We start from the raw sequence: 15,044 nt of genomic DNA, 5'->3' as shown, positions 1-15,044 counted from the left end.
GCGCACAAAAGTTTTAGTCAAACGTTTGGGTAAAAATTTTAACCAAGCGCCGTACACCCCTGTTCGGGTAGAATTCGCGCGCTAAATAACAGACAGCAGGAAGCCTCTCACACATGCCGAATCCATCTCGCCCCGCTACCCTGAAGTCCATGGCGACTGCGCTCGGCGTGCACGTTTCCACCGTATCCCGGGTACTCAATGGCGACCCGGCCGGGGTCGAGCGAGCGGCGTCGCCCGAAGTGGTAGAGCGTATTCGCGCGTTAGCAAAAGAGCTCGATTATCGACCGAACACCCAGGCATCTAACCTTAAGCTGCGTAAAAGCCAGGAAATCTGTGTGCTGATGCCTCGCCTGACTGACCTAGTGATGGCGACCATTTACGACGGTATCGACAGTACCGCCGAACAGGCTGGCTACATCACCTTCGTTTCCAATACCGACGACCAGCAACCGCGCCAAATGCAACGTGCCGAACACGCCTTGCGCCGCTCGGTAGCCGGGCTGATCGTAGGCGACTCACACGTGGGTGAAACCCAGCCCCTGCTCGACTTACTGACCCGCAAACACATCCCCTACGTGCTGGTCAGCCGCCAGATTGCTGGACATGTGGCGGCGTGCAGCGACGATGAACTGGGCGGCTGGCTGGCCGCCGAGCACCTGTACCGATTGGGCTGTCGCGAGGTGGCCATTCTGGCCGGTGAAAAGCATGCCTCGACTGGCGCTGATCGCACACGCGGGTTCACCCGTTATTACCGAGAACAAGGCATTACCCTACGGCCCGAGTGGACCGTCAACGGGCCTTTCGACAGCCTCACCGGGCACAAACAAGGCGAATATCTACTTGGGCTTAACCCACGCCCGCACGCTTTTTTTGCGGTGAACGATTTTCTGGCCATCGGCCTAATGGGTGCTGCGCGCGACAAGGGGTTGGTGCCAGGCAAAGACATCGCCGTGGTCGGCTTCAATGACATCCCGCTGGCTAACGAACTGATGGTTCCATTGACCAGCGTGCGCTTGCCACTGGCAGAGATGGGCCAACATGCGGTTGAACTGTTGCTTAAACGCATCAAAGGCGAGTCAGCGGAGTCGATTATGCTGACTCCCCAATTGCAGGTGCGGGCGAGTTCATCAGTTTCGCTGGATAACGCTTTGTAGCCGCTGCGCTCCAATGTCGTAGATATCTACCACTAATGATTCACCGTTCACTTCTAAGGTGCGCACTCCACTGCTGAACACACGACGGAGTGCAAAATTGTGACGATCGGATCAACCTACGACTACCCGGCATTCATCGCCAAACATTTGCCCACTCATGAGGCGTCTTCATGGAGAGGTCGATTTCCTGGGCCTCCCGATTTATGTTTTAACTACCGTAAATTGGTTGAGCAACCATTGGGTATTGCCAGCGCGACCCAACCCGACCATAAAATTTGCATCATCGGAGCTGGCGTTACTGGTCTGACTGCAGCGCGGGAACTTCTGCGATGCGGTTTCACAAACGTCACTCTGCTTGAACAGTCCCATCGTATTGGCGGACGCCACTTGTCTGTTATCAACAACGGGCAATCGCCCTTGTTAGGCAGCACGCCGTTTGAAATGGGGGCAATGCGCATGCCGCTGTTTAACTCAATAGGCGAACCGGCTACAGAAGGCCAATCACTTATGGCCTATTACTGCAAACTGTTCGACTTGCAGTTATCAGATTTCCCGAATCCTGGTACTGCACAGGTCCGCAGCACAGGCATATACCTGCGCGAAGGACTGCTTGATAGCCAACTCGAACCACAGATGTTGATCTGGAAAAATCCGCAGGGCCACACACCACCGCCGTCAGAAAAACTTCAACAGGTCTACGGGAAATGGCGGCACTTTTCCGACCAAATGACGCGAGAAATTGCACACATCTATGGCTCGCCGCAATGGGAAAAGCTGTGGGCGGCTATTGTCGAACGCTATCAAGCGCTTTCCTTTCGTGACTTGGTAACACTGCCTGCACTCGCTCAATGGGCAGTAGAGAGTCCAGGCGATTTTGGCGGGCTTGGCATGAGCCAGGAAGAATCCGCTATTTTCTACTCCATCGGCATCGGTGATGGCAGTTGGGGAGCGTTTTATGATGTTTGCTGCCTCTATCCCTTACGTACCGCAATCTTCGGATTTAGCAGCCAGTTGCAGTTGGTGCATGGCCGTGTAGACACTGAAGGCAACCCTATACCTTCCCCATATCTGGGCGTTCCTTCGCTCAAAGACTGCAATGATCTGGACTTTGAGCCACCCCGCTATCTAGGTCTGGCAGCACTTGATGAATGCCTGATGTTCACACAGATATCGGTCAATGGACTGTCCTTCTATGATCATTGCCGGAGTCGGGGTGAAGGCTTCCTAACAGACACGTCAGTGACTCGAATAACTAAACTGGAGTCAGGTCAAATTCGCGTCACTTACGACTGGAACGTTAGCCGTTCGAAAGGCACATCTGAACGCTATGAAGATTTCGATGCAGTCATCATGACCCTTCCCTCTTGGATTATTGAAACCCATATCCAACTGGAGAACTTCAGTCAAAGCATGTTGCCGCATTCAATAATCAATGCCTACAAAACTGCTCATTGGGAGACCAGTTGCAAAGTCTACGCGCCACTTAAAAAAGGCTTTTTATCTAAAAACAAGAAAATACCGCAAATTATCGTTACCGACAGTTTTGTCCACGATGTGTATACCTACCGCTATCACGATACCTATCCCTACGACTGCATTTTGCTCAGTTACACGTGGGAAGATGATGCAACCAAACTGGCCTCCTTTGATGATAAAACCCTAGTCGCAAAATGCATCACCGAACTGGATCGTATCCTGTTGCGAGCCTCAAACATTAAGAGCCCAATATCTCCCTACATCGACGCTCAGAATGCTGTTGTTCAACGCTGGGTCACGGACAAGAACGCGCTTGGCTGCGCCAAACTGTATCGCGCAGGCACTTATTACGAGGCGGTCAGCCTGATGAAATACAACCGTGATTATGCGCATGTCTCCGGACTCTACCTTGCCGGAGAATCGTTCTCTGTCGATGCTGGCTGGACTGAGCCCTGCCTGCGAGGTGCAATTGATACCGTCATCAACTTGTGTAACACCACCCAAGCTGAGTTCAACGGAGGCTTCAGTCTAGATGAGTATCCAGAGTATCAAACGCGCCCTTAGCAAACCGTTAAAAGTCCTTTCTTGCGTAGTCCAAATGGATAAGTAACACCTTACATAAGGCAAAAGACTACATACCGAGCGGACACAACCGACATACACCAGCTCTGATAAATCTTCTTACTAAGTACCCGCCATCCAGCGGGTCATAAAATAAAAAGAGGTGTCAGCCATGAACGAAGCGGTCAGTGCAGTGCGCGTTGCTGTTGTGCAATTCGACCCACAAGTGGGCATACAACATAGCCAAGCCAATCTGGAACATAGCCTGGAACTGGCCCGCGAGGCTGCCATTAACGGGGCAAATCTCATCGTGCTGCCGGAGTTGGCCAACACGGGGTATTTGTTCGGCACTCGCCAAGAAGCTTTTCTACATGCCGAACTCATTCCTGATGGCTTAAGCGTGCAGGCCTGGCTGGATTTTGCGCGAAAGCATCAGGTGTATCTGGCCGCAGGACTGGCGGAACGGGATGGTACGCAGTTGTTTGATAGCGCGGTGTTGCTAGGGCCGGACGGTTTTATTGGCAAGTACCGTAAGGCCCATTTATGGAATCGCGAGAAGCTCTGGTTTACCCCCGGAAACTTGGGCTTCCCAGTGTTTGATACGCCGATTGGGCGCATCGGTCTGCTGATTTGCTGGGACATCTGGTTTCCTGAAGTGCCACGCCTGTTGAGTCTGCAAGGTGCGGACATTATCTGCAGCCTGAATAATTGGATTTGGACGCCACCGCCGCTGTTCGATGCTTCCGGTAAGTGCATGGCCTCGTATCTGACAATGACCGCCGCTCACGCCAACAATGTGTTTATTGCCGCCGCCAACCGCATCGGTGAGGAACACGGTGAGCGCTATCTGGGCTGCTCGCTGATTACCGGAACCAATGGCTGGCCCATCGGCGAAGTGGCTTCATCTGATGAGCAGACCATTCTGTATGCCGATATTGACCTGAGCAGTTCACGCAGCGCGCCGATCTGGAACAGCTTGAACGACCTGCACCGCGACCGCCGTGTTGATGTGTATGAGTCGATGCTCGGTTATGTAAATCACCCGCAGTTGCCACGATAACGAGGACGCCGTCATGCCGTTCTTATCGCAAAAAGAGTCTTCAAATACCGCCGTCGGTTACCTTGCGTTGCTCATAGCCTTCGCGCTGGCGACAGTTGCGCTGATAGCCGGTTCATCCTGGCTCTACGCCTCATCGACTTCCAATTACTGGCCCGGATATGGCGACATGATGGGCGACTGGCCTTCGCCGTTTGCGTGGCTGCGCTGGGTGGTTGGCGATATCAGCGAGGTCGCTTTTTACAAGCACGAGTTTGCCTCGTTGGGGTTGTTGCTGGGTGGCGCTCTGGGCTACTGGGCCAGTCGTTACGCTAAAGCATGGCAAGGGTTCAGCATTAGCTATGGCACAGGACTATGGCCTTGGTTAGTCGCCAGCTCACTGTTGGGACTGGTATTGAGCAATGTACTGTGGGGTTGGACATTGACTGCCAAGACCTGGCAGCCGACATTCGCTGCCTTTGTGTCATTACCCGCCGCGATGGTGTTGCTGTTTGGTGGCGGCTGGAAAGTCACGCTCAATGGAGCAGTTCTCGGTGCCTTGCTAGTCACACCTTGCTGCCTGCTGATCGTTAATTTCGTATGCCTGCCCTTAGGATTACCCGTAGTGATTGGCAATGTGCTGGGCATGGCACTCGGCAGTGCAGTGGCTTTTGGCATGTGCCGTTTCATGCCTGTACTGGTGAGCAGTCAGGTCGCAAAAAACGCCGCAAAACCTAAAGCTATACCGACCTCTGACTACGGCATGATCTGGACGTTACGCCGGGTACTAGCGGACTTTTCCGAAGCGCCGTTCTTTGGCAACGAATGGGCCAGCCTGGGAATGTTGGCCGGGGTTTTACTGGCTTATGCCTTAAATCCTTTAAGCCCCGCTTATGGTTCAGGCCTGTTGCTGCACCTAGTGGCAGCGCAAGCATTAACCTCGCTGCTAGGGGTGATTATTTGGCGTAGCCAATGGAAAAAATGCGGCTGGTATCCCACTTATGTGCCCTTGGTATCGGTTGTACCCGCAGCAGTGCTGACCTACGGTGGCAGCGCGACGGTAATGATCGCAAGCGCTTTACTCGGGGCTCTAATCGCCCCGCCACTGGCGTATACGATTAGCCGACGTCTACCGAAGTACATGCATCCTTACATTGGCAATGTGTTGTCGATGGCGATTAGCACGTTACTGATTATTCCAGTGATTGGCTGGTTCACCGTGTAGTCGCTACCGCAGGCTGCGATCCTTTAAAAAATCAAAAGATCGCAGCCTGCGCAATCCTCTACGCACTTGAGTCAGTATTAAGCGATGCACCTCAACCCTCTCACACCCTCCTCTCACGCTCATCCGGATTGGTTTGCGCGTTCGGAAATCTCGATCAGGTTCAGGTCCGGGTCCCGCAGATACACCGAACGAATTGGCCCGGTAGCACCCGTGCGCAGCACAGGCCCTTCGATGATTGGCCAGCCGACATGGGCCAGGTGGGCAATCACTTGGTCCAAGGGGATCGAGGCGATAAAACAGAGGTCCAGCGCGCCTGGAACCGGCAAATGCGCTTTGGGTTCAAACTCGTGGCCACGTACGTGCAGATTGATTTTCTGCTGACCAAAAGCGAACGCCTTGCGCCCACCCGAAAAAGTTTGCACCTGCATGCCCATGACGCGCACGTAAAAATTTTCAGCAGCCAACGGGTCGATGGTGGTCAGCACTAAATGGTCAAGATGGTCAATCATGGGCGTAACTCCAGGGTTGGCTTGCAGAGGCAATTGGCTGGAGTTTCCCATGCTTGATACTTGCATGTGGCATGAATAATCGACGAAGGCTCACGTACTGTGTTCGCAGGCGTGGCAACAGGCACACCTGCCAGCACGGGTCATCGCGATGACACTCACATCGAATCTGACTGCCAGATCCCATTCTTTTCACAGGACTTCAAATAACCCCGCCGCACCCATGCCGCCGCCCACGCACATGGTGACAACCACGTATTTTACGCCGCGACGTTTACCCTCAAGCAGCGCATGCCCCACCATGCGAGCACCGCTCATACCATAAGGGTGGCCAATGGCAATAGCGCCGCCATTGACGTTCATTCGGGCGCCGTCGATACCCAACTGGTCACGGCAGTAAATCACTTGGCAGGCAAACGCTTCGTTGAGTTCCCACAAGCCGATGTCATCAACGCGCAACCCATGCTGCTTGAGCAGTTTGGGCACCGCGTAAACCGGGCCGATACCCATTTCTTCCGGGGCCAGGCCAGCCACTGCAACCCCTCGGTAAAGCCCCAGTGGCGTCAGGTTGCGTTGCGCGGCCAGCCCCGCGTCCATCAGCACACACGCGCTGGCACCGTCCGAAAGCTGGCTGGCATTGCCAGCAGTAATACTGCCGCCTTCGATAACAGGCCTCAGTGCCGCCAACCCCTCCAGCACGGTCTGGGGTCGGTTGCATTCGTCACTCAACAGGGTCACGGGTTCGTGAGTGATACCCCCGGTGGCTGGGTCAGTGACTGCTCGGTATGAAGTCACGGGCACAATTTCACTGTCGAAGCGTCCAGCCTGTTGCGCCGCCGCCGTTCGCAATTGTGATTGCAGTGCATAGGCGTCTTGAGCTTCGCGACTGACCTGATAACGCCGGGCCACATATTCTGCGGTCTGCAACATGGGCATATAAGCATGCGCGGCGTTGCGGATAACGCGAGGGTCCTGCTCGGCCATGGCCCATTCCATATAGCGATTTTGGACCAGGCTGATGTGTTCCTGACCGGCAGCCAGCGCCACGTCCATGCCATCGACCATGATTTGTTTTGCGGCGGTTGCAATCGCCATCAAGCCGGAGGCGCATTGGCGGTCCAGCGTCTGGCCGCTGACCGTGAGAGGCAGTCCTGCGGCGAGCGCTGCCATACGCCCCAAGTTCCAGCCTGCGGTTCCACCCGGCATGGCGGTGCCGATAACCAAGTCTTCTATTTCATCGGCTTCAATGCCAGCGCGCTCAACGGCACCCCGGATGGCGTAGCCAGCCATGCTCGGTGCCGTTAGCTGATGGAATGAACCACGAAAAGCTTTGGCGATGGGTGTGCGGGCAGTAGAAAGAATGACGGCTTCACGCATGATCATATGTCCTTGACGGTGAGGGTTTCGATACGGGTATGGCCCGCCGCAACTAGGCGTTCGAGCAAAGGCGCGGGCTGTAACCACATCTGCCCATAAGCGCCCAAGGCGTCCCGGTAATGCCGGATGCGCTCCAAAATGTGCGCCAGCCCCAGGCTTTCGGCGTAATGCAAAGGCCCCCCGCGCCAGGCCGCAAAGCCGTAACCATTGATCCACACCAAGTCGATGTCGCCGCTGCGCTGGGCAATCCCTTCATCGAGCAGTTGAATGCCTTCGTTGATCAACATGAATAGGCAGCGGTCATGCACTTCCTCATCGCTGATCACCCTGCGGACAATGCCCAATTCGTGAGCGATACCTTCAGCCAGCGAGAGGAGTTCGCAGTCTTCTTGCCGCTTGCGGCCTTCGTAGAGGTAAAAACCCCGGGCAGTCTTCTGGCCATAACGCCCTTGTTCGAAAAGAACATCGGCGATCCGACAATAACTGAGGTCATGGGCGGTCAGGTCGCGGCGCGATTCGCGTATCAGGTAACTGACATCGATGCCTGCCAGGTCGTGCATCGCCAGCACGCCCATTGCCATGCCAAAGTCGGTGAGTACCCGGTCGATTTGCGCCACGCTGGCGCCCTCAAGCAACAGCCGATGAGCCTCCCGCGAGTAGGGCTCGAGCATGCGATTACCAATAAAACCGAAGCATACGCCAGAGACCACAGCAACCTTGCCGAGACGCTTTGCGATAGCCAGCATCGTTGCCAAGGTGTCAGACCCAGTGTCCCGGCCACGTACCACCTCTAACAAGCGCATAACGCTGGCCGGGCTGAAGAAGTGCAAACCGATCACATCCCACGGGCGCCGCGTAACAGAGGCAATGGCGTTGATATCCAGGGTCGAGGTGTTACTGGCTAGAATCGCGCCAGGCTTGCAGACCTCGTCCAACGTCCGAAACACCTGCTGCTTGACGGGCAGGCTTTCAAACACGGCCTCGATGACCAGATCGGCATCCCCGATCTCGGCATAGTCTAGGGTGCCGTGCAGCAGTTCCATGCGCTGTTCCAGCTGAGCGGGGGTCAATTTGCCGCGCTCCACGCTGATTTGGTAGAGGTGGCGAATCTGCATCAAGCCATGCTCAAGTGCTTGGGCCTTGAGTTCCAGCAGTGCCACGGGGATGCCCGCATTGGCAAAACACATGGCGATCCCGCCGCCCATGGTACCCGCGCCGATAATCGCGACTTTGCGGATAAGCCGAGTCGGTGTGTCAGCGCTAATACCCGGTAACTTTCCAACATCGCGCTCGGCGAAAAACACATGGCGCAAGGCAGCCGACTGGCTCGACGCTTCCAGTGCCTGGAACAGTTCGGCCTCTAGCGCCAGGCCATCGGTCAAAGGCAGTGTGCAGGCCGCTTCGAGTGCTGATATGACACTTTGCGGGGCGAGTTGTCCTTGCCATCGAGCCTGCTGGGTAAGGCGGTACTGGATGAAGAAATCATCAGGCAACCCGCTACCAGGAAAACCCCACCGCGGATCTGGAAAAGCCGGGGCATTTCTTTCAAGCAATTGATGGGCAAAGGCACACGCTTCGTTCAGCAGGCTTTGAGGGCTTTTGCTCAAGCCGTCCACCAAGCCCAACTCAAGGGCGCGCCGGGCGTTGATCATTTGCCCACTGATCATCATGTCCAGGGCCGCTTGCGCACCGATCAAGCGTGGCAAACGCTGAGTCCCACCAGCACCGGGTATCAACCCTAGCTTGATTTCCGGCAAGCCAAAACAGGCCGTCGGCTCACTAATGCGGTACCCGCAAGCGAGCGCCAGCTCAAGTCCGCCCCCTAAAGCCACACCCGACAAAGCCGCAATGACGGGTTTGTTCAGTTGTTGCAACCTAAGCAGCAGTTCACGTAAATGCGGCGCAGCGACAGCACGCGGGGTACCAAACTCGTGAATATCCGCCCCGGCACTAAAGGGCAGACCCTCACCCTGAAGAATGATGGCGTGTACGTCAGGGTCGGCGTCGGCTCGTTCAAGGGCTTGCAGTAATTCACTGCGCAGGGGTTGGCCCAATGCGTTAACCGGTGCATGAACCAAGCCGATAAGCGCTAGCCGATGCTCTGCGCGATAGTTAATCAGGGCACTCATGGGGTTTCCTTCTATAGGCATGTCACCCGTTTGCTGCGGGTTCATTAAGCGGGTACGGCGTGGTGAAAAGCTCTGCGCCTCAACGCGGCTCACTCCAGCAAGCGGCCCAATACGTCGCGAATGAATGATGGGATCGGCACGGGGTTATGAGTGCCGCGGTCGACATACACATAGGTCATTTGCACGACCGCAGACGCCTGTGGGTCATCGTTGCGAAACAGCGCCAGCTCGTAACGCATGCTGCTGGTCCCCAGATGCGTCACCTTCATGCCCACCGTAATTACGTCGGGGAAAGACACCGAGGCATGGTAGGTACAGCTAGAACTGACCACCACGCCGATCACCGGGCTGTAAACAATGTCCAGCGCCTCATGCTCGATCAGGTAGGCGCAGATGGTCGACTCACAGTACGAGTAATAAACCACGTTGTTGACGTGCCCGAAGGCATCGTTATCGCCCCAGCGCGTGTGGACGGCAGTGAAATGCGAAAAGGCCGAGCGAACGGGACGCTCGATACGACTGTTCATAGCACCTCCCAAAAAATCGAGGTGGTTGCGCCCGGCTCAATAAGCCGGGGTGGCGTGGTTTGGAACGCCACGCTCAGCATGCAGACCTCTCAAAGCCGAGCGAGCAGCCCAAGCCAACCCGGCGGCGCAACCAAGAGCTGGGGCGGTATCGCGGGTCATGGCTGGTTTCGGCCATGCGTTGCACAATATTCAGCACACGCGCTGCGCCCAATGCATCGCCCCATGCCAGCGGCCCCGAGGGGTAGCCGAGGCCGAGTTGCACAGCTCGATCTATATCTGCGGGAGTGGCAATGCCTTGTTGCGCCATGTCACAGGCCAGATTGACGATAGCCGCCATCACCCGCTGGCAGATAAACCCCAAGCTGTCCTCGATCAGCGAAGCGCCGACAGTGTCATTGGCAAAGAGGGCCAAGGCAAAATCGCACAAGTGCGTATGTGTCACCGGCGTACGCATCAGGGTGCGGTGGCGCTCGATGCCTGGAAGCATGTCGATACACAGGGTGCGGGCTGGGTCAGTGCCAAATGCCTGAGCAGCACCGCAGGCATCAAGTCCATAGGGTGCGAGGAGGCAGAGCGAGTCGGCACCCGGGATCGAGGCGTTATCCAGCGTAATACCCTGCCCTGCGAGCCAATTGGCGAGGGCCCGGTGATCTTCAGGCTCTTGGGCACCAATCCAGACCGGGGGATTGCACGTTGGACGCACAAGAGGCTGCTGCGCCTCCTCGGACCGTGGGTAGCTATAAAATCCGCGAGCGCTCTTGCGCCCTAACCGCCCGCCATTGAGCATTTGGCGAGTCAGCACCGACGGCCGATAACGCGGGTCTTGGTAGTACTGCTCAAAGATCGATTCCATTACCGGGTGCGATACGTCCAACCCCGTCAGGTCAAACAGTTCGAAAGGCCCCATACGAAACCCCATGGCTTCACGCAACACACGGTCAACAACCTGCACCGGTGCAACACGCTCACCCAGGATGGCCAGCGCTTCGGTGCCATAAGCCCGACCCGCATGGTTGATGATGAAACCTGGCGTATCGTGGCAGCGCACCGGCCAGTGCCCCAGTTGGTTCACCCATGTCATCAGTTGCTCGATGACGGCATTGTCGGTCTCGAGCCCGGCGATGACCTCGACGACTTTCATCAGCGGCACCGGATTGAAGAAGTGCAACCCTGCAACCCGTGACGGCCGTTGGCAACCCTGAGCAATGGCCGTGATAGACAGGGATGAAGTGTTGCTGGCCAACAGGCAGTCGGCACGCACAATCTGTTCAAGCTCTTTGAACACAGCTTGTTTGACGTCAAGTTTTTCGACGATGGCTTCGATCACCAAGTCGCAGTCGTGCAGTTCTTTCAGAGAGACACTGACCTGCAGGTTGGCAAGGGCCTGTGTGACGTCCCCTGGCGTAAGCCGCCCTTTGCCAGCAAGGGTCTCGAACACCTGTGCCAGCCGATCACGGGCTTTGTGCGCGGCACCGGCCTGTACGTCATATAAACGAACGTTGAACCCAGCCTGCGCGCAAAGTTGGGCGATCCCGGCACCCATGGCGCCTGTACCGATAACAGCAATGATGTGCATGTCACGCTCCCTGAAATTGCGCAGACCGTTTTTGCAGAAACGCCTGCGCGCCTTCCTTCTGATCGCGGGTGTCGAATAGCAACTGAAATGCTTTGCGCTCAAGGGCTAAGGCGCCCTCTAGCGGCATCTGCGCGCCTAGCAAAGTCACTTCCTTAATCTGCTCCACTGCCAGGCGCGGCAAGCGTGCAATCTCGGCCGCCAGGGCTAACGCGCGCTCCAGCGTTTTATCGTCGTCGACCACTTCACTGAGCATGCCCATGGCCAGCGCTTCAGCAGCACTTACCTGACAACCGCTGAGCAACATACGCATTGCCTGGAACTTGCCAACCGCACGGATTAAACGCTGAGTGCCACCCGCACCTGGCATCAGCCCCAGCTTGACTTCGGGCTGCGCAAAACGCGCCTGACGCCCCGCGATAATGATGTCGCAATGCATGGCCAGTTCGCAGCCACCGCCCAGCGCAAGGCCGTTGACGGCTGCAATCACAGGTTTGGGGCATTGACTGATGGCTTGCCACAGGCGTTCGGTGTGGCGCAGGTACATCTGCACCGGCGAGGCATCAGCAAATTCGCGCACATCTGCGCCGGCGACAAAGCACTGCTGGCCTCCCGTCAGGACGATTGCCTTGACGGCTTCATCCGCTGCAAGGTCCAAAAACACCTGAGCCAAGCGTTGCCGCACTTCAAGGTTGAGGGCATTTTTCACGTCAGGACGATGGATCAACACCAGCGCGACACCATCGGATTGAACCGTGGCCGTGACCACGTCAGGAACAGGAGTGGACATTTTCAATACCCTGCCATGCCATGTAAAAGAAGGATGGCTGCCCCGGACGGGACAGCCATGAACAAGCGTTAGACTGCTTCGCCGGGAACCATAGGCGCCGACTTGATCCGCGGCTCACGCAGCAGGAAAAACAACACCACGGCGCCGGTCAGCGAGACGCAACCAGCCATCAGAAAAGCGCTGTCGAACTTGCCAGTCTGCTGAACAATAAAACCCGTGACAACCGGCCCAACCATGCCGGCCAAACTGCCGCATAGGTGCAAGAAACCGGTAACAGAACCCACCGAGTTTTTGTCGACGTTATCCAGCACCACCGACCAATAGGACGGCCCAGCGGTGTAGAGCAGAAATAGCGCCATGGACATCAATCCTACGGCCGCATACAACGTGGTTACAAAACCCGACAAACCGACGCATAGAGCCGCACAGCCGAGGCAAGTGACCATCACAATTTTGCGTGCCAGCACCGGTTTTCCGGTCTTGCGCAGGACAAAGTCAGACAGCACTCCGCCGATGGTCATGCCGATGAAGCCAACCACCCAAGGAATCACTGTGGCCAAGGCCATTTCCTTGATGTTTAGGCCATGGGCCTTCATCAAATAGGTCGGGAACCAACTCAGGAAGAAAAACAGGGTGTAGTTGGATGCGAAAAAGGCAAAGGAGGTGCCGAGAATGGCCGGGAGTTTGATGTATGACCACATGGACCGACGCGGTTCAACGACACCCTTGAGTGACACGACCTCTTCACGTTTCCATTGCTCTATCTGGGCTTTTTCAGCCTCAGTCACTCGCTTGCTTTTCTCTGGGGCATCGGCTGCCAAGTAGATCCAGAAACAAAGCCAGACAAAGCCAATGGCGGCAATGATGACGAACGACAGCCGCCAGCCAAAGGACACCGCCAAGTAACCGACAATCGGCCCGGCAACAGCGCCACCCAAGGGGGATCCAGCACACACCAGGCCCACCGCTGTCGCCACTTGACGCCTGGGGAACCAAGCATTAACCATCTTGTTCGCTGCGGCCGAGATCGGACCTTCAGCCATACCGAACAGAATGCGCAGGATCAGCATCGACCAAAACCCGGTGGCGATTGCAGTCAGGCCACAGAACACTGACCATAACGCCACCGCCGCGCCCAGCACCCAAAGCGAACCAAAGCGGTCAGCAGCAATGCCACCGAGAAAGTTAAAGATGGCATAGCCAAGAAAGAAGGCGCCGAAGATGATCCCGAACTGTTCCGGTGACAAATTAAGGTCAGCCTCAACCAGCGGTAAAACAATCGACAGCGCAACGCGGTCCAAATAATTGATGACATATAAAAGCAACAGCAATAAAACAATCACCCACCTAAGATTTTTTATCATTATTTTTATCTCACTGATTGGTGCAGCGCTAAGTAAAGACAATGTGCCTTTATTATGTAAATCACCGTTTGAAACGCCTGCGCTAAACGCGGACATGGTGCAATGTTTGCCCACGCCCGCTAACCATTGTCATGCCGGGACAATAGTGCGCCCGCTGTTAGCCAATGCCTTATTGACGGCAGGAATGATGGTCTCACCCCACAACTCGATCTGACGCAGCATGGTTTTCTCGTCAAAGTCGCCCAGCTGTGTTTGCACGGCAATTTGATCGGGCTTGAGTACGTCTATTTCTTCCAGCAATTTATCGATCACATAATTCACACTGCCAATCGGCATGTTCTTGCGCATTTGCTCGAACGACAGGTCTTTCTCGGTCGGCATTTCCTGCATCAGGTAGCCATCGCTGCTTTGCTGGCGGCGCTTCTGTAAGGCTTCGGAAAGGCGCCGCTGGTAACGGGCGTTGTCCAAGTAACTGTTGATTTCGCTTTCGTTGTCGCTAGCAAAGCAGCACCGCAGCAAGGCGACACGTGCATCCGTCACCTGCTTACCCTCACTCGCGGCAGCGCTTTCAAGGCTCTCGCGCAGGGTTTGCACCATTTCAATACCGTCATGAAAAGCCGTCACGAACAAGTTGTGACCTTCGCGATAGGCACGAGCCATGCTGCGGGGCGAGCCCGCGGCCAGCCAGATCGGCGGTCCGGGCTGCTGCACGGTGCGTACTGAGATAGCCGTGGGCGGGATTTTCAGGTGTTCACCGTCATGTTCGAAAATCGGCTGCTTGAGGCCTTTTTGCAGAATATCCAGGTACTCGGAAAACACCTGAGGGGCATTGCTGACATCGACGCCGAAACGTTCGAACTCAAATTGTTGATACCCCGACCCCACGCCCAGCTCAAGGCGACCATTGGACACAATATCGGCAAAGCCGATCTCGGACAGTAGGCGTTGCGGTTGGTACAGCGGCAGCACGCACACCGCCGTGCCCAGGCGAATGGTGCGGGTGAGGCCGGACAAGGCGGCCACCATCATGAGCGGTGAAGGTACTAGGCTGTAATTATTGAAGTGATGCTCGGCGAACCAAGCGGTATGGAAGCCCGCTTTCTCGGAAGCGATGGCTTGTTCTATAGAGTGACGAATCACATGTTCAGACGTTTGATGGTAACCGCGCTGAGCGGCGAGGATGAAAGTTCCAAATTCCATGTGCAGGCCCTTTTATAATTGTTGGTTGCAAAGATGGACAGTGTTAAACGGCGAACAAATATCAACTAATAGTTCAGTTCCATACCCACACTTACAGACGGTTATTGAGTCTGTTAGTTAGTGTTA

The 15,044-nt window shown here is 55.8% G+C and carries 12 protein-coding genes; 4 read left to right on the top strand and 8 right to left on the bottom strand.

Features of this window, described 5'->3' with window-relative positions:
• Positions 1-113: 113 nt before the first annotated feature.
• From B347_RS0103035 to B347_RS0103020, 4 genes are all read left to right on the top strand, one after another.
• Entirely contained in the window at positions 114-1,154 is a 1,041-nt protein-coding gene (locus B347_RS0103035) for a LacI family DNA-binding transcriptional regulator (protein ID WP_026013957.1), read from the top strand.
• Positions 1,155-1,253: 99 nt separating this feature from the next.
• Complete coding sequence (locus tag B347_RS0103030) at positions 1,254-3,194, top strand: flavin monoamine oxidase family protein (RefSeq protein ID WP_026013956.1); 1,941 nt, start codon at positions 1,254-1,256, stop codon at positions 3,192-3,194.
• A gap of 169 nt (positions 3,195-3,363) precedes the next feature.
• Positions 3,364-4,251 (top strand): nitrilase family protein, encoded by an 888-nt coding sequence (locus B347_RS0103025; protein WP_019408232.1) that lies wholly within the window; start codon positions 3,364-3,366, stop codon positions 4,249-4,251.
• Between the two features lie 13 nt (positions 4,252-4,264).
• Positions 4,265-5,452, top strand: coding sequence for a hypothetical protein (locus tag B347_RS0103020; protein WP_019408231.1), 1,188 nt, complete (start codon positions 4,265-4,267; stop codon positions 5,450-5,452).
• 119 nt (positions 5,453-5,571) lie between these two features.
• On the opposite strand, the gene B347_RS0103015 is transcribed toward B347_RS0103020, so the two are convergent.
• The 8 genes from B347_RS0103015 to B347_RS0102980 all read right to left on the bottom strand — a co-directional run bounded on the left by B347_RS0103015 (position 5,572) and on the right by B347_RS0102980 (position 14,918).
• Positions 5,572-5,961, bottom strand: a complete 390-nt coding sequence (locus B347_RS0103015; RefSeq protein WP_019408230.1) for a VOC family protein — start codon at positions 5,959-5,961, stop codon at positions 5,572-5,574.
• Positions 5,962-6,150: 189 nt separating this feature from the next.
• On the bottom strand, positions 6,151-7,335 hold the full coding sequence (locus B347_RS0103010; protein WP_026013955.1) for an acetyl-CoA C-acyltransferase: 1,185 nt from the start codon (positions 7,333-7,335) through the stop codon (positions 6,151-6,153).
• A 2-nt stretch (positions 7,336-7,337) separates the two neighbouring features.
• Entirely contained in the window at positions 7,338-9,464 is a 2,127-nt protein-coding gene (locus B347_RS0103005) for a 3-hydroxyacyl-CoA dehydrogenase NAD-binding domain-containing protein (RefSeq protein WP_019408228.1), read from the bottom strand.
• 89 nt (positions 9,465-9,553) lie between these two features.
• Positions 9,554-9,991: an acyl-CoA thioesterase gene (locus B347_RS0103000; protein WP_019408227.1), complete on the bottom strand. Its 438-nt coding sequence runs from the start codon at positions 9,989-9,991 to the stop codon at positions 9,554-9,556.
• A gap of 73 nt (positions 9,992-10,064) precedes the next feature.
• Positions 10,065-11,567 (bottom strand): 3-hydroxyacyl-CoA dehydrogenase, encoded by a 1,503-nt coding sequence (locus B347_RS0102995; protein ID WP_019408226.1) that lies wholly within the window; start codon positions 11,565-11,567, stop codon positions 10,065-10,067.
• Position 11,568: 1 nt separating this feature from the next.
• Complete coding sequence (locus tag B347_RS0102990; RefSeq protein ID WP_019408225.1) at positions 11,569-12,354, bottom strand: enoyl-CoA hydratase; 786 nt, start codon at positions 12,352-12,354, stop codon at positions 11,569-11,571.
• Between the two features lie 68 nt (positions 12,355-12,422).
• Entirely contained in the window at positions 12,423-13,685 is a 1,263-nt protein-coding gene (locus tag B347_RS0102985; protein WP_237719094.1) for an MFS transporter, read from the bottom strand.
• A gap of 162 nt (positions 13,686-13,847) precedes the next feature.
• Entirely contained in the window at positions 13,848-14,918 is a 1,071-nt protein-coding gene (locus B347_RS0102980; RefSeq protein ID WP_019408223.1) for an LLM class flavin-dependent oxidoreductase, read from the bottom strand.
• Between the last annotated feature and the right edge of the window lie 126 nt (positions 14,919-15,044).

Origin of the sequence: Pseudomonas psychrophila HA-4 (genome assembly GCF_000282975.1) — a bacterium.
GTDB classification, from domain to species: domain Bacteria; phylum Pseudomonadota; class Gammaproteobacteria; order Pseudomonadales; family Pseudomonadaceae; genus Aquipseudomonas; species Aquipseudomonas psychrophila_A.
This window is presented reverse-complemented; position numbering and strand designations above follow the sequence as displayed.

Coding starts and splice junctions, on each gene's coding strand:
- B347_RS0103035 (WP_026013957.1), top strand. CDS start 114: ATGCCGAATCCATCTCGCCCCGCTACCCTGAAGTCCATGGCGACTGCG.
- B347_RS0103025 (WP_019408232.1), top strand. CDS start 3,364: ATGAACGAAGCGGTCAGTGCAGTGCGCGTTGCTGTTGTGCAATTCGAC.
- B347_RS0103020 (WP_019408231.1), top strand. CDS start 4,265: ATGCCGTTCTTATCGCAAAAAGAGTCTTCAAATACCGCCGTCGGTTAC.
- B347_RS0103015 (WP_019408230.1), bottom strand. CDS start 5,961: ATGATTGACCATCTTGACCATTTAGTGCTGACCACCATCGACCCGTTG.
- B347_RS0103010 (WP_026013955.1), bottom strand. CDS start 7,335: ATGCGTGAAGCCGTCATTCTTTCTACTGCCCGCACACCCATCGCCAAA.
- B347_RS0103005 (WP_019408228.1), bottom strand. CDS start 9,464: ATGAGTGCCCTGATTAACTATCGCGCAGAGCATCGGCTAGCGCTTATC.
- B347_RS0103000 (WP_019408227.1), bottom strand. CDS start 9,991: ATGAACAGTCGTATCGAGCGTCCCGTTCGCTCGGCCTTTTCGCATTTC.
- B347_RS0102995 (WP_019408226.1), bottom strand. CDS start 11,567: ATGCACATCATTGCTGTTATCGGTACAGGCGCCATGGGTGCCGGGATC.
- B347_RS0102990 (WP_019408225.1), bottom strand. CDS start 12,354: ATGTCCACTCCTGTTCCTGACGTGGTCACGGCCACGGTTCAATCCGAT.
- B347_RS0102980 (WP_019408223.1), bottom strand. CDS start 14,918: ATGGAATTTGGAACTTTCATCCTCGCCGCTCAGCGCGGTTACCATCAA.